11 protein-coding genes and 3 tRNA genes are annotated in these 19256 nt (G+C 36.3%); all 14 read left to right on the forward strand.

Annotated elements, in window-relative coordinates; translation table 11 throughout:
- The first annotated feature begins 34 nt into the window (after positions 1-34).
- Positions 35-3493, forward strand: coding sequence for a SusC/RagA family TonB-linked outer membrane protein (locus tag M2265_RS18555; protein ID WP_132769384.1), 3459 nt, complete (start codon positions 35-37; stop codon positions 3491-3493).
- A gap of 11 nt (positions 3494-3504) precedes the next feature.
- Positions 3505-5361, forward strand: coding sequence for a RagB/SusD family nutrient uptake outer membrane protein (locus tag M2265_RS18560; RefSeq protein ID WP_132769382.1), 1857 nt, complete (start codon positions 3505-3507; stop codon positions 5359-5361).
- 170 nt (positions 5362-5531) lie between these two features.
- Positions 5532-7385 (forward strand): PQQ-binding-like beta-propeller repeat protein, encoded by a 1854-nt coding sequence (locus M2265_RS18565; RefSeq protein WP_132769380.1) that lies wholly within the window; start codon positions 5532-5534, stop codon positions 7383-7385.
- Between the two features lie 20 nt (positions 7386-7405).
- Positions 7406-9232, forward strand: coding sequence for a glycoside hydrolase family 9 protein (locus M2265_RS18570; protein ID WP_237682826.1), 1827 nt, complete (start codon positions 7406-7408; stop codon positions 9230-9232).
- A 38-nt stretch (positions 9233-9270) separates the two neighbouring features.
- Positions 9271-9927 carry a polysaccharide deacetylase family protein gene (locus M2265_RS18575; protein ID WP_237682825.1) on the forward strand — a complete coding sequence of 219 codons (657 nt, stop codon included), beginning with the start codon at positions 9271-9273 and terminating at the stop codon, positions 9925-9927.
- A 25-nt stretch (positions 9928-9952) separates the two neighbouring features.
- Positions 9953-10765: an N-acetylmuramic acid 6-phosphate etherase gene (murQ, locus tag M2265_RS18580; protein WP_132769378.1), complete on the forward strand. Its 813-nt coding sequence runs from the start codon at positions 9953-9955 to the stop codon at positions 10763-10765.
- Between the two features lie 30 nt (positions 10766-10795).
- Positions 10796-12286 (forward strand): sodium:solute symporter, encoded by a 1491-nt coding sequence (locus M2265_RS18585; RefSeq protein ID WP_132769376.1) that lies wholly within the window; start codon positions 10796-10798, stop codon positions 12284-12286.
- Between the two features lie 69 nt (positions 12287-12355).
- Positions 12356-13171, forward strand: a complete 816-nt coding sequence (locus M2265_RS18590) for a purine-nucleoside phosphorylase (protein ID WP_132769374.1) — start codon at positions 12356-12358, stop codon at positions 13169-13171.
- 28 nt (positions 13172-13199) lie between these two features.
- Positions 13200-15188 carry a putative porin gene (locus M2265_RS18595; protein ID WP_132769372.1) on the forward strand — a complete coding sequence of 663 codons (1989 nt, stop codon included), beginning with the start codon at positions 13200-13202 and terminating at the stop codon, positions 15186-15188.
- Between the two features lie 186 nt (positions 15189-15374).
- Positions 15375-15449: transfer RNA gene (locus tag M2265_RS18600), tRNA-Val, on the forward strand.
- A gap of 30 nt (positions 15450-15479) precedes the next feature.
- Positions 15480-15554, forward strand: a tRNA-Val gene (locus M2265_RS18605).
- A 114-nt stretch (positions 15555-15668) separates the two neighbouring features.
- Positions 15669-15743, forward strand: a tRNA-Val gene (locus tag M2265_RS18610).
- 46 nt (positions 15744-15789) lie between these two features.
- Positions 15790-16035 carry a GIY-YIG nuclease family protein gene (locus M2265_RS18615; protein WP_132769370.1) on the forward strand — a complete coding sequence of 82 codons (246 nt, stop codon included), beginning with the start codon at positions 15790-15792 and terminating at the stop codon, positions 16033-16035.
- 271 nt (positions 16036-16306) lie between these two features.
- Positions 16307-19240: a M16 family metallopeptidase gene (locus M2265_RS18620; RefSeq protein ID WP_132769368.1), complete on the forward strand. Its 2934-nt coding sequence runs from the start codon at positions 16307-16309 to the stop codon at positions 19238-19240.
- Positions 19241-19256 lie beyond the last annotated feature (16 nt).

Genomic DNA, 19256 nt, shown 5'->3' on the forward strand with positions numbered 1-19256 from the left:
TAAGCAATCATTTATTTTAAAACGCTACAATACAATGAGAAAATTTATACTATTTTCTGTTGCAGTGGGATTAAGTGTGCCTTCTAAGTCTTTCAGTAATGTGAGCAAAGAGAGTATTCTAAATAATCCTAAAGTAACACAGTCACTTTTAGCTTCATCCAAATCTGTACTTCAAAATGCAGTTCAGGGGGTAGTGACTGGACCAGATGGGCCCATATCTGAGGTAAGCGTAGTAGTTGTTGGAGGGACGGCATCTACAAAAACTGATAGCCAAGGTCATTTCAAAATTGCTGCTCCAATTGGAAGTAAATTAAGATTTACTTCTGTGGGTTATGCAACAAAAGAGGTGACAGTAACTTCTAATACAGTTAATGTAACCATAGAATCTAGCAATCAAGCTTTGGAAGAAGTCGTTGTGGTTGGTTATGGTACGCAGAAAAAAGGAAATTTGACAGGTGCTGTTTCGTCAATTTCTGTAAAAGATAATTTACAAGGCAGAGCTATTGCTGATGTTGGAAGAGGTATTCAGGGAACTACTCCAGGTTTGACCGTGGTTATTCCAAGTGGCGAGGTCGGGTCTGATCCGGTTATGAAAATACGTGGGCAGATAGGTTCTATTGCAGGAACATCTAACCCACTTATTTTGTTGGATAATGTTGAAATACCAAGTATTCAGTTGGTTAATCCTGCTGATGTGGAATCGATTACTGTATTGAAAGATGCTGCCGCATCATCAATTTATGGTGCAAAAGCAGCCTTTGGTGTTGTTTTGATTACGACAAAAAAAGGTGGATCAGGTGAAAAAGTAAATATCAATTATTCAAATAACTTTTCGTTTCAAAGCTCGGCAATCGATTATAATATGGCTGGGGTAAATGCTTTGAAATATACTTTGGAAGCTGTAGAGCGTGTTGGAGGAACCGAAGCTGGGGCTTTTTATAAAGTAAATCGTGAAAGTTATAACCGTGCTTTAGAATGGGAGAAGCTATATGGTGGAAAATTAGGTGTTAATGATCCAACTGTATATGGAAGAGATTGGTATGTGAATCCAGCTGAACCAACAAAAAAATATGGTGTACGAACTTATGATCCTCAAGATTATATGATTCGTGATGTTGCTCCTTCGTCACAACATAATCTTTCATTTTCTGGATCTGCAGGAAAAACAGATTACAATTTAAGTATGGCTACTCTCAGTCAGGCTGGAATGATGAAAACTACTGACAACGATAAGTTTAAGCGTTATAATGCTTCGTTGCGGATTTCTACCGAGCTTAACAAATATTTGACTGTGAGAGCAGGAGCGATGGTCTCTAGAAGAAATAAACAGTATCCGTATACGACTAACTCAACAACTGCAGATCCTTGGTTATATTTGTATAGATGGAGTTCGCTGTATCCAATGGGCTTGGATGAAAATGATAGAGCGATCAGAAGTCCTTGGAGTGAAACATCTGCGGCAAATACAGCCAGTCTACAAAATAATTATTTAAATCTAAATCTAGGAGCGACAGTAAAAATTAATGATAACTGGAAGTTTGATATTGATTACACATTTGCAAATAATGAGATGATCAATACTTATCCAGGAACACGATTTACAGGGGCAGATTCATGGGTTGCTGGTGTGGCTAGAAATGATGCAAATGGCGTTCCTGTTTATGTTGATAATACAGGTGCTTTAGTAGCTTCAGATGTTTCTGGTGCCATGCGTGCATACGATCTAAATTATTATCAGTATACGCCTAATGGTGGTAATCCTGATCATTATAAAAGGACAGCTGGTAACGAACGAAATAATACGATCAATGCATTGACAACTTACAATTTAAGGGTAAATGATGATCACGATTTTAAATTTATTGCAGGATTGAACCGTGTAACATTAGATTATTCTGAAAATTCTTCGCAAACATTTAATCTAATAGATTTAAATAATCCTCAGTTAGGATTTGGAATTAATACTGCATCACAACAAGCTACGGGTGATGCAAAATGGGAAGCTCAGTTGGGGTACTTTGGACGTGTGAACTATGCCTACAAGAATAAGTATCTTTTTGAGGGTAACATTAGATATGATGGTTCTTCTAAATTTCCGACAGACTTGAAATGGAAATGGTTTCCATCTTTTTCAGCTGGTTGGGTTGCTTCGGAAGAAGGTTTTATGGAATGGTCTAAGCCTGTTGTGAACCAATTGAAATTTAGAGGTTCATGGGGCTCTATTGGTGATCAAACGATTAAGCCAAGTTTATATACGTCAACTATGACTGTTGGAGAGGTGAGTTGGTTGGCTGCAGATGGTAGTAGGGTTTATGCGATCGGTACACCAACTTCTGTGCGATCGGATATATCGTGGCAAAATATTGAAACTTTGAATTTAGGAGCTGATTTAAGAGTGCTTAATAATAAGTTGGGTTTTGTATTTGATTGGTATAGAAGAAATACGAGAAATATGATTGTTCCTAGTGGAAATGTGAGTGCAACATTTGGAGCGCCAGCACCACAAGGGAATTATGGTGATATGAAGACTCAAGGATGGGAGTTTGCGGTAGACTTTAATCATAGATTTAGCAATGGTTTAGGTTTAAACATGCGTGGAACATTAGCTGATGCACAATCAACTATCTTAAAATATACAGATACGCAGTTGATCAGCAGTTATTATGTGGGTAAAAAAGTAGGAGAAATCTGGGGGTATAAAACTGATAGATTGTACCAAGCTTCAGATTTTGAATATGATGCCGCTGGAGCATTAGTTAAAACAACAGATAAAGGTAAAATAGTAAATAAATTATCTGACCCTAAAGGCGCTTACCAAGGATATTTGCAGAATAGCAGTGACTTTATTTTCGGGCCTGGTGATGTAAAATTTGCTGATTTAAACGGTGATGGAGTTATCAATGATGGAAGTAAGACCGTTAATGATCATGGGGATTTAGCAATCTTGGGGAATGAGACGCCTAGATATGAATATGGTTTCCGTTTAGGTCTTGATTTTAAGGGGTTTGATTTTTCTGCGTTTGTTCAAGGTATTGGGAAACGTGAAATGTGGGGTAATGGTTCGTTAGCGATTGCTGGCTATCAATCCTCTGACGGTGCAATGCCTTCAACTATTGCCGATAATTTTTGGTCTGCCGATAATCTTGAAGCATTTTATCCTAGAGCTTATAATAATGGTGGTAACAATCTGAATAATAATATGCAAATCCAATCGAGATACCTGTTGGACTTATCATACCTGCGTGTTAAAAATATAACGTTGGGTTATTCGTTGCCAACTACGATGCTGAATAAAGTTTATATTAAATCAGCACGTGTCTATACGTCATTAGAGAATTTCTTTACAAAAGATCATGTAAATGGATTGCCTATCGATCCTGAAGTGATAAATGGTTATTCAATGTTTAATGACACGAATTATAACTCGGGAAGAACAGGGATTGGTACGCCTACTTTTAAGTCGGTATCGTTTGGTGTTCAAGTTAATTTTTAATAACAATGAAAATGAAATATTCAAAGAAAATAGCATACGTTGCTTTTGGGGCAATGGCTTTGTTTTCATCATGTAATAAGGAAGTGTTAGATAGAAATCAATTGACACAGTTGGAAGATGAAAATAGTTGGGGAAATGAATTGGGACTTCGGTTATATGCGAATGGGTTTTATCAAAATTACTTTGTGGGGTATAATAGTGCTTGGGGGACAGATTATGCTCCGGTTACTGGTTATACGTTCTCAGATGATTTGACAAATAGAAACGTTCAGACAAATTTTGAAAATGCTGTTCCTGCATCTCGTGTAGGTTCTGGTAGCACGATTACTGCTATGGAGGCTCCATCTATGTTGACGCAGTATTCTGGCCCAACATGGAATTTTGCTTGGGTAAGAAAGGCAAATATTTTTATCAATAGAATCGATACTAAAACTAAACCAAATATTACCACTGAAGCCTATAATCATTGGACTGCAGTTGCGCGCTTTTTTAGAGGGTTTGAATATAGTCGCTTAGTGGAGGTTTTTGGTGATGTTCCTTATTTTGATCGTGAACTCGCGGATAATGATACCCAATTAATGTATAAAGACCGTGATAAACGCGGTGAGGTAATGGATAAGGTTTACGAAGACTTTAAATATGCCTTGGAGAATATGAGAATCAATGACGGTAAACAGTATTTGAATAGATATATTGCCGCATCTTTTATTTCTAGATTAATGTTGTTTGAAGGATCATTTCAATATTATCATAACCTGGATAAAAATAGGGCTAAGAAATATCTTGAATTAGCACAACAAGCTTCTGAAATTGTTATCAATTCGAACGCGTATTCATTTACGAGTGATTTTAAAAGTTTGTTTTCTTCAGATGATCTAAGCGCCAATAAAGAGGTGATCATGTATAGAGCCTACGATAATGGTAAAAGTGTTACGCATAGTGTAGGATCTTATAGTAACGGAACTGAAGGACAAAATTCAGCAGCCAATTTAGTATTGATGAAATCGTTTATTTGTAACGATGGTAAGCCTTGGCAAAATTCTACTGCAACAAATGCAAGTAGTTTCAAGATAAAAGATTTGGCAGTGTCGCGTGATCCTAGATTTGAGGCTTCATTTTATGAAAAACCATTAAGTTCTTCTGCGACTTTATTGTATGCTTTTAAATTTGCTTCTCGTGAGGCTCTTACTTATTTAGGCAAAACATATCCTGCGGCTTGGGCTAGTAATACAAATATTACTGATGCGCCTGTCATTCGTCTAGCTGAAGTTGTATTGAACTGGGTCGAGACGAAACAGATTTTAGCTGAAGGTTTTGGTGGAGCTGCAGTTACGCAGTCGGATCTGGATAAGTCGGTTAATGCGATCAGAAACCGTCCAATTGATGCTATTGCAACTTCAAAAGGAGTTAAAAAAACTGCGCCTTTAATTCTTGGAGCTATTGCGGTAGATCCTTCTCGTGATGGTGATGTTTCTCCTTTGATGTGGGAAATTCGTCGTGAACGCCGAATGGAATTTGTGTACGAAGGTTTTAGATTGTTGGATATTAAGCGCTGGAAAAAACTTAATTACATGGATTATAGTAAAAATCAAGACTATTTCTTAGGCCCGTGGTTAGATGTGAAAACAGATATGCCTAGTTTACTAAATAAGAGTAATGAAGGTAAATTGAAAGTTGTGAATGCAACCGGTGCGACAATTACATATAATGGTAGCAATGCTGATCAATTGGTTGGTTTTTATATGGTTGAAAATGCGCAACATAGAGAACCTTTCACAGATCGCTCTTATATGGCTCCAGTTGGTCAGGCTCAGGTTAACGAGTATAAAGACAGAGGATATACATTAACACAAACAGCAGGCTGGTAGTCTTTGACTACTGGGTTATTAGAGCCACTTAATTTAAGTGGCTCTTTTTATTTGTTTCCATTGATCAATATATAAAATTCTTTGTTTGCGTTATTATTTTATGTTATTGCACAAACATGCATGTTTGTGCATTTTTTTAAGTATATTTACTTTAATAACTGATTCCTATAATGATAAAAAGAACCTATAGTTTTATTTGCATAATGATTTTTGCCTTCAATTTCTTGCATGCGCAAACTTTCAAATTTGCTCATGTAACAGATACGCATGTTGGCGGTGCAACTGGAGAAGAAGATTTACGTCGAACCGTAAAAGATCTGAATACATTAAAAGATATTGATTTTGTTATTTTATCGGGTGATATTACAGAGTTTGGTGCGGATCATGAATTGAAATTGGCCAAGCAGATACTGGATAGCTTGTCATTACCCTGGTATGTAATACCTGGAAATCATGATGGTAACTGGTCTGAAAATGGGGCTAATACATTTCGTAGTGTGTTTGGAGGTGAAACCTTCTTCTTTAAACATAAAGGATTTATATTTTTGGGAACAAACTCTGGTCCTAACATGCGGATGAGTCCCGGTCAGATTCCGAGGGAAAACCTAGTGTGGATGGATTCTGTGTTTATTGCTCATCCTGATCGTAATACCCCTCTCATATATATCAATCATTATCCGCAAGATTCTTCTTTAAATAATTGGTTTGAAGCGTTGGATCGTGTGAAATCTAGGAATGTGCAATTGGCTTTTTGTGGACATGGTCATATAAATAAAGTGTACGACTGGGAGGGTATACCCGGGATCATGGGGAGGTCAAATTTGCGCGCCAAGAATGAGTATGGTGGTTATAATATTGTGACGATTGACCAGGGTAAGGCTACTTGTCAAGAACGTACAGTTGATGGAACTTACTTGGATCCTTGGGCAGTGATCCCGCTAGAAAATCATCATTTTGAACTAGATAAAAAGAAATATCCAAGACCAAATTACGCAGTTAATGAAAAATTTGCCTCTAAAGTTGCTGTGGATTGGGTTTTTCAAGATGAGAGTGATATCGGTTCTGGAATGGCACTTTATAAAGATTTGATCATTACAGCAAATACTTCAGGTGATGTTTTTGCTTTGGATAATAATACGGGACAGAAAAAATGGTCATTTAAAACTGGTGGTAAAGTTTATTCAACACCAGCTGCTTGGAAGGGGGTTGTTATCGTCGGTTCTTCAGATCATTATATCTATGGATTGGATGCAGAAAGTGGACTGTTAAAATGGAAAGTAAAAACAGGAAAAGCTGTTTTGGGATCACCTTTGATTCAGAGTGGCACTGCATACATCGGTGGTTCGGATGGAGTTTTTAGAGCATTGGATGTATTGACTGGAAAGGAAAGGTGGAATTTTAAGGGTGTAAAGGGGTATGTTTCTACGCTTCCAACTTATTATCAAAATCTAATTATTTTTGGTTCATGGGGTAATGGTTTTTATGCCTTAAATGCGCAGTCAGGTAAATTAGAGTGGGAATGGAATAATGGGCATGCAAATCGGATGTTTTCAGCTGCTGCTTGTTATCCCGTTGCGGTGAATAACGCCATTTATGTAGTAGCTCCAGATCGGTTTATGACAGCATTAAATGCAAAAGATGGAACGGTTATCTGGCGAGAGAAGAAGGATACGATACGAGTTAGAGAGTCAATGGGTTTATCAACTGATCATAAATATGTTTATGTGAAAACAATGGATGGTGATTTACTTGGTATTTCCACCAAAGCTGATAAAATGGAAGTCTCATGGAAATCAGATTTGAAACTTCCATATGAACTAACCCCGTCAGCGATAACCGCTAACAGTAAAATTGTTTTTGTACCAAGTCATTCAGGTTTGCTGTCAGCTGTTAATGCCTCATCAGGAGCTGTAATGTGGCAATATAAAATATCAAATGGTATGGTCAATCCGCCATTGATTATGGGTAATAAAGGGTTAGTTTGCAGCACAATGGACGGTAAAATTGTTAAACTAAAATTTTAACTTTATAAAAGTTCTAAATTATGAAATTAACTACACAAAACTTATTACATTTACAGCGAGTTTTTATGCTTGTTTTTGCATGTTTTGTTTTTAACTTTGCGAAAGCGCAAGAACAGGCATGGATAAGAGTGAACCAATTAGGGTATACACCTGCAGGAATTAAAGTTGCGGTATTTGGAGCAAAGGAAAAGGCTGATTATACTCGGTTTGAACTGATTGATGTGAAAACGCAGAAAAGTGTATTTTCGAATCTAATCGGTAAAGATTTTGGAACTTATGGACCATTTGTGCAAAGCTTTAGGTTTGATTTTTCAGCATATCGCGATACGGGTTCTTATTATTTAAGAGTTGGAAAAGTGAAATCACCAGTTTTTAAAATTGGAAAGGATGTATATAAAGGAGCTGCTGATTTTGCACTTCGTTATATGCGGCAACAAAGAACACTTTTTAACCCGTATCTGAAAGATAGCTGTCATACACACGATGGTTTTGTATTGCATGCTAATAAGGTAGGTATTGCAGATAGCTCACGTATTGATGCAGGAGGAGGCTGGCATGATGCTTCCGATTATTTGCAATATTCAACGACTTCGGCAAATGCTACTTATCATTTGTTAGCGGCTTATAGAGATTTTCCAAAAGTATTTGGTGATCAAAAGCAGGCAAATGGATTGGATGGCCAGAATGGTCGCGCTGATGTGCTGGACGAAGCAAAATGGGGATTGGATTGGTTGCTGAAGATGCATCCTGCGCCAAACTTAATGTTTAACCAGATTGCAGATGACCGTGATCATACGAATATGAGAATGCCAGGTGAAGATCCTTTTTATGGAAGAGGTTTTGAAAGACCTGTTTATTTTATAAATGGAGAACCGCAACAAAGAGGTAAGTTTATGAATAATACAACTGGTACAAGTTCAACGGCAGCCAAATTTTCGAGTGCTTTTCATCTGGGTAGTTCTTTGTTTCGAAATGATGATATTAAATATGCTAAAACTTTGGCTAAAAAAGCCAAAACAGCATATAACTTTGCATTAATAAAACCTGGGGTAACACAAACAGTATCAGTGAAGTCTCCTTATATTTATGCCGAGGATAATTGGGTTGATGACATGGAACTTGCTGGAGCAATGTTTTATGGAGCAACAAATAAGAAGCGGTTTTTAAATGAATCGATAGTTTATGCGCGGCAGGAGAAAATTACGCCGTGGATGGAAACAGATACCGCAGCACATTATCAATGGTATCCATTTATTAATCTAGGGCATTATGAACTGGGAAAACAGCTAAAAGGCAATGATCGCGAGGAGATTGTCTCATATTATAAGTCTGGAATAGCGTCGGTTTTTGAACGGGCAAAAACAAATGCCTTTTATAGGGGTGTTCCTTTTATTTGGTGCAGTAATAATTTGACTGTATCCTTCGCTATTCAATGTTTATGGTATAAAGAATTGACACAGGATACACAATATGATGAATTGGCACAAGCAAATATAGATTGGATCTTCGGTACAAATCCTTGGGGTACAAGCATGGTTTATGGCCTGCCTTCGTGGGGCGATACACCGGTTAATCCGCATTCTGCTTTTACTCATTTAAAGAATTTTCCAATTGATGGTGGGTTAGTTGATGGTCCCATAATGACTTCGACATATCGTAATCTGATCGGAATTAAATTGCTCAATGAGGATCCGTATGCGGCATTTCAAAGTGATCTTGTTGTTTATCATGATGATTATGGTGACTATAGTACAAATGAACCTACAATGGATGGTACTGCTTCATTGATCTATTTGTTAGCTTCTCAAGAACAAAAGGCCTTAGAGGAGCCTCAAATAAAAAAGTAGTCAAAGATTCTTTTGGAGCTATCGTGAGAGGAGATAGCTTGCAAAAGCAATTAGCGCTGGTTTTTACAGGACATGATTTAGCTGATGGTGGATTGACGGTGCTAAAAATATTGAAAGAAAAGGATGTAAAGGGTTCTTTCTTTCTAACAGGAGACTTTTTGAGAACATCCAAATTTCGTTCTGTTGTAAAGGAGATTAAAAGGAATAAAAATTATCTTTCTGCTCATTCTGATAAACACTTATTGTTTAGTGACTGGGGCAATAGACAAGGTTTATTAGTAACAAAGGATTCATTTATCCAAGATTTGGAGATGAATTTCAGGGAATTAGAAAAATTAGGTTTTCGAACCGATAACAAATATTTTATTCCTTCGTATGAATGGTACAATCAGGAGATTGTAACTTGGAGTGAGCAAATGGGATATGTTCCCATTAATTATACTCCTGGATTACGAACTGCCGCCGATTATAGTTATCCTGAAATGGGTAAACGATATTTATCTTCCGATGATATTGAAAAGGGGCTATGGGAACAAAATAAAAAGCTAAACGGATTAAATGGATTTATCATACTCATACATATGGGCACAGACTCACGTCGAAAAGATAAATTTTATCACCGTTTAGGTAAAATAATAGATAAGTTAAAGAAAGAGGAATATCAATTTGTCGATATTCGTGAGTTATTACAATAGAATAAAGGATAATATAGAAGATAGGATGATAAATACAACCGAAAAAGAATCGCATTACCAGGATTTAGAAAAAATGACTGTTTTGGAGTTGTTGACGAATATTAATAACGAAGATAAGACCGTTCCGATGGCTGTTGAAAAAGCTATTCCGCAGATAGAGGCGTTGGTTAATGAGTGTGTGGCTAAGATGAAAAATGGGGGACGTGTTTTTTATATCGGTGCTGGTACAAGTGGACGACTAGGTGTTTTGGATGCATCAGAATGTCCTCCAACTTATGGTGTTCCATTTGATTGGATTATCGGAATGATTGCAGGAGGAGATACGGCTATCCGAAAAGCAGTTGAATTTGCCGAAGATGATACAGAACAGGCCTGGAAGGACTTGACTGAATATAGTATCAATAAAACGGATGTTGTTATCGGTATTGCCGCATCAGGAACGACTCCTTATGTAGTTGGAGGTTTACAAGCTGCCAATGCCGCGGGATTAGCAACAGGCTGTATCGTTTGTAATAGTGGTTCTCCTATAGCAAAAGAAGCGCAATTACCTGTGGAAGTTGTGGTTGGACCTGAGTTTGTTACAGGTTCTACACGTATGAAAGCAGGGACTGCTCAAAAATTAGTACTGAATATGCTAAGTACCTCCATTATGATCCAATTGGGACGTGTGCAGGGAAATAAAATGGTCGACATGCAATTATCTAATCATAAATTAGTGGCTCGCGGGGTCCGTATTATTATGGATGAAACGAATGCAACGGAAGCTGAAGCGACAGAATTATTGGAAAAATTTGGTCATGTGCGCCAAGCAATAGAGGCATATCAAGAAACACACTAAACACTAAATCACCTATTATAAAACAAACTTATGTCACCAATAATTTTATTATCATTTTTGGTGGTCTACTTTGCTGTTTTACTTGCCGTAGCGCATTTTACTTCAAAGGGATCATCAGATAACTCCACTTTTTTTGTGGCTAATCGCAATTCGAAATGGTATATGGTTGCCTTTGGAATGATTGGTACTGCATTGTCAGGAGTGACTTTTATTTCAGTACCGGGAGCAGTTGGTGCTTCAGAATTTAGCTACTTTCAGTTTGTACTCGGAAATGCCGTTGGTTTTATTATCATCGCATATGTCTTGTTACCGCTATATTATAGGATGAACCTAACTTCTATTTACACCTATTTAGAAGAACGTTTTGGTCATACAACCTATAAAACAGGAGCAGCTATTTTTTTAATTTCAAGAACGATTGGTTCTGCCTTTCGTCTTTACTTGGTTGCTATTGTATTGCAACATTTTATTTTTGACGCTTGGAATATTCCTTTTGTAGTTACAGTTGTCATCTGTCTGTTGTTAATTTGGCTTTATACAAATAAAGGCGGGTTGAAGACAATTATTGTTACAGATACACTGCAAACAACATTTTTGATAACAGCGGTTATTCTTTCCATCTACTTTATGGCTAAAGGACTAAACTTTGGAATTGTTGATACTTTCGAAGCAGTTAAAGAAAGTAGCTATTCTAAAATATTCTTTTTGGATGATTTTGTTGGTAGCAAAGCTAATTTTTGGAAACAATTTCTAGGGGGGATTTTTGTAACCATTGCCATGACAGGATTAGACCAGGATCTGATGCAGAAGAACCTCTCCATGGGAACAATCAAAGAGGCTCAAAAGAATATGATTACCTTTACCAGTGTATTTGTGGTGATCAATATTTTCTTTTTAGCAGTTGGAGCACTGCTCTATATCTATGCAGAGAAAAATGGAATTGATATCAGTCAGCTCGCTACTCGTGATTATTTATATCCTGAAATTGCTTTAAATCATTTGGCTATTCTTCCGGCAATAATTTTTATGATGGGATTGACGGCAGCTACATTTGCAACTACTGACTCAGCATTAACTGCTTTGACGACTTCGTATTGTATTGATTTCCTAAATTTCAATAAAAAAGAGAATCCAAATGATCCTGTATTGGTTAAGCAACGCAATTATGTACATTTTGGCTTTTCTATTGTTATGTTATTGGTGATTTTAGTATTCAAATTAATCAATGATGATTCGGTCGTAAACGCAATCTTTACAGCTGCAAGTTACACATATGGTCCATTGTTGGGACTCTTTGTTGTAGGTATTGCTACAAAATACGCAGTTAAAGACAAACTAGTGCCTTTCATTTGTGTTATATCACCAGCTATTTTGTATATTTTGAAAACTTATGTAATAGAAGTTTATACGCCGTATGTAATCGGTTTAGACTTGATCATTATCAATGGTTTTATAACATTCTTATTGTTGATTTTAACTTCTCCGGGTAAAGCCTCCGATAGAGCGCTTTCACATAATTAAAAAAAGTTAAGTGATTTGTACGTGCAAAAAAATTAAGTTAAGTTTGATTAAATTAGTTTTTTTGCACGTATGTATCAATTGATAGAAGAAACCGCTGGATTTATCCGCAAGAAAATAGGCGATTTTCAGCCTGAATTTGGAATAATACTAGGTACTGGATTGGGTAAGTTGGTCGATGAGATCGACGTCCAGTATTCATTGATGTATTCCAATATCCCCAACTTTCCCATTTCTACAGTTGAATTTCATTCCGGTAAATTGATATTCGGTACGCTGAATGGTCGTAGGGTTGTAGCGATGCAGGGTAGACTTCATTATTATGAAGGCTACAATATGAAAGAAATTACATTTCCAATCCGTATCATGAAAGTCTTGGGCATTCAGAAGCTCTTTGTTTCAAATGCCTCAGGATCTTTAAACCCTAATATTCTTAAAGGTGATTTGGGTATTATTTCCGATCACATTAATTTGTTGCCAGATAATCCGCTACGTGGTTCAAACTTAGCCGCATTCGGTCCACGTTTTCCTGATATGAGTCAACCCTATAACCGTGAAATGGTAAAGCAAGGTTTAGACATTGCTGTCCACAAAGAAATTAGGGCGCATGAGGTTGTATATGTAGCCGCCCCGGGACCAAATTTGGAAACTAAAGCCGAGTATCGTTACATGAGATTGATTGGTGGTGATATTGTAGGGATGAGTACTGTGCCTGAAGTTATTGTCGCTAATCATATGGATATACCTGTTTTTGCGATCTCTGTGATTACTGATGAGGGTTTTCATGATCATCTGCAACCTGTTTCTTTGCAGGATATCGTAGATATAGCAGCAAAAGCTGAACCAAAGATGACGTTAATTTTGAAAGAATTAATAGCTTTGCAATAGTTTTTAAACAATACTAGTTCAAATATTAATGAAGGTGACCCTGCGCTTATTAGCGATTTTTTGTTGTATTCTTGGTTTTGTAAATCAAGTTCAAGCACAAAGTAATGATGAATGGAGTAGTGCTTTAGATTCTGCTAGGGCAAAAGAGGATGCAAAACAGGATTCTGTTATTTTGTCTGCTAAATATATTCGATATACAACATTGGATATGATGAAAAAAGGAACCTACACCGTTCAAATAGATACATCACATCGTAATTTTCAATATTACAATAAACAGAATTTACCAGGGAATCCGAGTATCAATTTAGGCTCCTACGGTTTGGCAACGCGTGACCTATTATTTCAACCTAGTAAAACGATAGGTTTTCAAAGTGGATTTCATAGCTTGGAGCGGACCTTATACAGACCGGATTCTATTCAATATTTTAGGGCCCGTGCTAGATTTTCGGAACTTTATGCTGTAGGTTTTTTCTTTGATGATCAAGTGTTTCGTGCTAGACTTGCACAAAATATAAATCCAAGACTTAATATAGGTGGAGAATTTCATGCAACAAGAGCAGATGGATATTATACCAATCAGAAGTATTCCGATATCAAATCGGCTTTATTTGCTTGGTACGAGTCCGAAAATCACCGCTATAATTTGTTGACAAATTTAGTGTTTAATAAACTTGATGCTTCAGAGAATGGTTCGATTTTATCAGATAATATATTCAAAGATAAAGAAAAACAATCGTCCGATCGTTACCCCGTAAGATTACAGGGGCAAGGAGACAATAGACCTCGAAATGAATGGCGTGATAATTCATTCTTCCTTCGTCAATCGATGTTTCTTGGTCATCTTGATACCGTTGATGCAGGTAAGTCTACGATGCAGATTTACCCTACAAATAGTGTTGCACATAATAGTTCTGTACGGATTCAGAAATATAATTTTTTTAAAAATGAAACCGATGCTAATGGTGCTTTCCCCTATGGCTCTTCCAGATTAACGCAGGATACAACGGAAATTACTTCTATTTCAAATGAATTTGAATATAGCTTTTACTTGAGGGGAAAATCTATTTTTAAAAATGAAGCGAAATTAAATGTTGCTTTTCAACATGATATGTATTGGTATTCCGATAGTGGTGTCAATAACAGATTTTATCAAAATGGTATGCTAAAGGGGGAGCTGGGGTATAAGTTCTCAGATCGAGTCAATCTGACAGGTAAAGTCAATCAGATAGTGATGGGTCATAATTTTGGTGATTATCTTTATGAAGCAAAAGCCGACTTTTTATTAAGTTCTAATGTTGGTAAAATTACGCTTTCGGCTTATTCGCAGAATAAATCACCAGAAATGGTGTTTAATCGAATGAATTATACGTACCATCAATGGGAGCGGGATCTTAATAAAACAAAAACACAAAATCTAGCTTTTCAGTATAGCAATCCAAAAATTGGGTTCAATGGAAAGGTTGAATACTTTTTAATGGATAACTATCTTTATTTTAAAGAGATTGATAATCCGCAAAATGATCCACGTCTGGCTAAATTAATTGAACCGGCGCAATTAGGATCTGTTAATCTATTAAAGGTTTCAGTAGGACAAAAGTTCAAGTTTAGTAAATTTACCTTGGATAACTTAATTGTATATCAAAAAACAGATCAGCAGGAAACACTTGCAACTCCTGAAATATATACCTGGCATAGTTTGTATTACAGCAATGTGCTTTATAAGGTGGTTGATTTCAACATTGGAGTTGATGCACGTTTCAACACTCCGTTTACAACACCATCTTATTCAATTAATGCAAGTCAGTTTTATAATGATAATGCAGGGATTAAATTTTCGACTTATCCTATATTTGATGCGTGGGCTACAGCAAACATACAACGCGTGACACTTTTTATCAGTTGTAATTTTGTAAACCAATATTTGGGCATGCCAAAAGGCTATTATACTGTTCGTCGTTATCCGATGAATGATGCGAATATAAGATTTGGTGTTTCTTGGAAATTCTATGACTAAAAATATTGAAAATTATATGCGTGGCTTCTAGTGGATTGCGTTTTTAAGCGTAAAAAACTTTTGAAATAATTTTGAGAGTCGAAATTTTGCAGTACATTTGCATACGCAATTAGGGAAAGGTATTATATACCAAGAACTAAAGCGGAGAATTAGCTCAGCTAATTTATTGAAAGTCTGAAAAAAAATGGAGAATTAGCTCAGCTGGTTCAGAGCATCTGCCTTACAAGCAGAGGGTCACTGGTTCGAACCCAGTATTCTCCACACAAACAGAAGTGTTTCAAAATACTTAATGGAGAATTAGCTCAGCTGGTTCAGAGCATCTGCCTTACAAGCAGAGGGTCACTGGTTCGAACCCAGTATTCTCCACACAAACAGAAGTGTTTCAAAATACTTAAATGTGAATTGGCTCAGCTGGTTCAGAGCATCCCTATATATCGGGAGTGGTCACTGACAAATGAGATGGTTCATTGAAAGAAAAAAGGAGAATTAGCTCAGCTGGTTCAGAGCATCTGCCTTACAAGCAGAGGGTCACTGGTTCGAACCCAGTATTCTCCACATCAAAGCATCGATTTATCGATGCTTTTTTTATTTACCCCTTTTTATGTATTTCCTATATATTTTATATTCGTTAAGCTGTGACCGGTATTATATCGGTGTTTCTTCAGATGTTGAGGGGCGACTTCGCAGGCATAACGCTGTTTATAAAAAAGGTTTTACCGGTAGAGCTCAGGATTGGGAGGTTGTATACCAGGAAGAATATGGCTCTAAGCATGATGCTTTGATTAGGGAAACGCTTATTAAATCTTGGAAAAGCCGTTTAAAAATCGAAGAATTGATTCGTGTCTAGTACGCTGGTTCAGATCATCCCGATACATCGGGAGTGGTCACTGGTTCGAACCCAGTATTCTGCACATCAAAGCATCGATTTATCGATGCTTTTTTTATTTACTCCTTTTTATGTTTCCTTTATATTTTATCGAAGCTAAATTGATCTAGCTGATTGCTTTCGCAATTGAAATTTACCTCATAGTAGTGTTGTCATTTTAAAGATGTTCAAACACGATGAGTTTTCATATAAACATTTATATATTTGATTGTATTATATAAACTTATTAGAAATGAATTTAAAATCTATTTCGGTAATAGCTTTTGTGTTCTTATCACACGTAACAATTTTTGCACAGGTGAAAAAGTATGATTGGAAAGAAGCAAACGAGGGTGGGTATACGTATCGTTACGTAACCAATGATCCTACAAATTCGCGTTTTTATACATTAAAAAACGGTCTTACAGTTATTTTGAGCCCTTCTAAAAAGGTACCTCGTATTCAGGCCTATATTGCAACGAAAGCAGGTAGTAAAACTGATCCTTCAGATCACACAGGCTTAGCACATTATTTAGAGCACATGCTTTTTAAAGGGACTGATAAGTTTGGATCAAAAGATTGGGCAAAGGAAAAACCATTACTGGATCAGATCGATGGTTTATATGAACAGTATAACTCCACTAAGGATGAAGCCAAGCGTAAAGAAATTTATAAGCAGATCGATCAGGTTTCTGGCGAGGCAGCAAAATATGCTATTGCTAATGAATACGATAAATTGATGAGTGAGATGGGGGCTGAAGGGACAAATGCCTTCACTTCTTTTGAACAGACTGTCTATACTGAGGATATTCCCAATAATGTCATCGATAAGTTTCTGGCTGTACAAGCAGAGCGTTTTCGTAATCCTATATTAAGATTGTTTCATACAGAATTAGAAGCTGTTTACGAAGAGAAGAATAGAGGTTTGGATAATGATGGACGTAAATCTGTAGAAGCCATGTTTGAGGCGATGTTTCCAAATAATAATTATGGAAAACAGACAACTATCGGTACGGTTGAACATTTGAAGAACCCGTCTTTGAAAGCGATTCGTGAATATTTTAATACGTATTATGTCCCTAATAATATGGGGGTAATTATGTCTGGTGACTTTGATCCAAATGAAGTAGTAAAGAAAATCGATCAGGCGTTCAGTTATATGAAACCGAAAGAAATTCCAGCCTATACTTTTGATGCTGAAAAAGACATCAAACAACCAATTGTAAGAGAGGTTAAAGGTCCAGAATCGGAATTTCTATTTTTAGGTTTCCGTTTCCCCGGTGCATCTACAAAAGATGCTCAAATGTTAAATTTGCTCGGAAATATGCTTACAAATGGTTCAGCTGGATTAATTGATTTAGATTTAGTGAAATCTCAAAAGTTATTGGGAGCAGGGGCTTTTCCATATGTATTAAAAGATTATTCGATGTTGATCATGCAGGCTAATCCAAGTCAAGGTCAATCTTTAGATGATGTGAAATCTTTGATTTTAGGAGAATTGGATAAGCTGCGTAAAGGTGATTTTTCTGACGACCTGATTACTTCCATTGTAAATAACGAAAAGAAATCAGAAATTTCACGAAATGAAAGCTATAGTAATCGTGCTGAGGAGTTAATGGATGCCTTTACTTCTGGAGTTGATTGGTCGACAGAATTGAGTTATTCAGATAACTTAACTAAAATCACGAAGAAAGATATTATGGATTTTGCTACAAAATATCTGAATGATAATAATTATGTAGTGGTCTATAAACGTAAGGGCATTGACGATAGCATTGTAAAAGTAGAGAAACCTCCTATTACGCCTGTAGTTGTAAATCGTGACGATCAATCACTTTTTCTAAAAACTATTGCTGCAATGCCTGAAAGCAAAATTGCACCTGTCTGGTTAGATTATACTAAAGATGTACAAAAGACTACCTTAAAAGGTCTTGATGTGATCGCAGTGCAAAATAAAGATAACGCATTGTTTAGTTTAACTTATCGTTACGAGATGGGGAAATGGAATAATAAGTTATTAAGTATTGCCGCAGATTATTTAGAATTCTTAGGTACTAAAGAAAAAACCAGTGAAGATTTCAGCAAGGCGTTTTATAAGTTGGCCTCAGATTTTTCAGTGTCTTCAGGTAATGAAGAAACACGTATTAATATTTCAGGATTAAATGAAAATTTTGAACAAACAGTTGAGCTGATTCAAGATTTATTAAAAAATAGTGTTGGTGATCAAGAAGCATTGGAAGCTTATATCGGTCGTTTGAAGAAATCAAGAACAAATGCTAAAGAAAATAAGAACTTGATCATGGAAGGATTGAGGTCATATGCAAAATATGGAGCTAAAAATCCTTTTAATAATGTTTTGACAGATCAAGAGTTGGATGCGATCAAAGCATCGGACTTAGTTGCTATTTTACACGAGCTGGCAAATACAAAACATCAAATATTATATTACGGGCCTAAGACCACCAGTCAATTGGTTGCTACTCTTAAACCTTTAAATTCAAATACCAATTTTGCTACAGTTCAGAAAGCAAATACTTTTGAAGAATTGCCTACCCCTAAAAATCAAGTGTTGTTTACTAATTTTGATATGAAGCAGGCGGAAGTATTCTGGTTTAGAAATTCTGAAGTGTATAATTCAAAATATAGTCCTACTGTCGCATTATTTAATATGTATTTTGGTGGAGGTATGGGAAGTATCGTATTTCAAACGATTCGAGAATCTAAAGCTTTAGCTTATTCTACTTATGCTAATTTTGCTTCTCCTGTTAAAAAGGAAAATCATTATTCGGTAGGCGCATATGTCGGTACACAGGCCGATAAATTTAATGAAGCTGTTGTCGGTATGAATGAACTATTAAATGATTTACCTGATGCTCCAAAAGCTTTGGATATTGCTAAAGTTAGTTTAGTAAAATCATTGGCTAGTGACCGAATTACAAATGCAAATATTTTATCAAATTATCTAAGTGCACAGCGGTTGGGACTTACTTCAGATATCCGTAAAGATGTTTATGAACAAGCACCAAAATTAAGTTTTACAGACCTAAAAGCTTTTCATAATAAAGAAATGAGTCGTAAACCTTATGTTTATTGTATTGTTGCAAAAGATGAAAATATAAAAATGGAGGATCTGCAAAAACTTGGAGAAGTTAAGAAATTAACATTGCAAGAGTTGTTCGGATATTAATCTGATTTAAAAAATA

Source organism: Sphingobacterium kitahiroshimense, from assembly GCF_025961315.1.
In the GTDB taxonomy this organism is placed as follows: Bacteria; Bacteroidota; Bacteroidia; order Sphingobacteriales; family Sphingobacteriaceae; genus Sphingobacterium; species Sphingobacterium anhuiense.

Bases quoted from the DNA above. Each gene is read 5' to 3' on its own strand.
- M2265_RS18590 (WP_132769374.1), top strand. From the start codon at position 12,356: ATGTATCAATTGATAGAAGAAACCGCTGGATTTATCCGCAAGAAAATA.
- M2265_RS18615 (WP_132769370.1), top strand. From the start codon at position 15,790: ATGTATTTCCTATATATTTTATATTCGTTAAGCTGTGACCGGTATTAT.
- M2265_RS18555 (WP_132769384.1), top strand. From the start codon at position 35: ATGAGAAAATTTATACTATTTTCTGTTGCAGTGGGATTAAGTGTGCCT.
- M2265_RS18570 (WP_237682826.1), top strand. From the start codon at position 7,406: ATGAAATTAACTACACAAAACTTATTACATTTACAGCGAGTTTTTATG.
- M2265_RS18560 (WP_132769382.1), top strand. From the start codon at position 3,505: ATGAAATATTCAAAGAAAATAGCATACGTTGCTTTTGGGGCAATGGCT.
- M2265_RS18620 (WP_132769368.1), top strand. From the start codon at position 16,307: ATGAATTTAAAATCTATTTCGGTAATAGCTTTTGTGTTCTTATCACAC.
- M2265_RS18565 (WP_132769380.1), top strand. From the start codon at position 5,532: ATGATAAAAAGAACCTATAGTTTTATTTGCATAATGATTTTTGCCTTC.
- murQ (WP_132769378.1), top strand. From the start codon at position 9,953: ATGATAAATACAACCGAAAAAGAATCGCATTACCAGGATTTAGAAAAA.
- M2265_RS18585 (WP_132769376.1), top strand. From the start codon at position 10,796: ATGTCACCAATAATTTTATTATCATTTTTGGTGGTCTACTTTGCTGTT.
- M2265_RS18595 (WP_132769372.1), top strand. From the start codon at position 13,200: ATGAAGGTGACCCTGCGCTTATTAGCGATTTTTTGTTGTATTCTTGGT.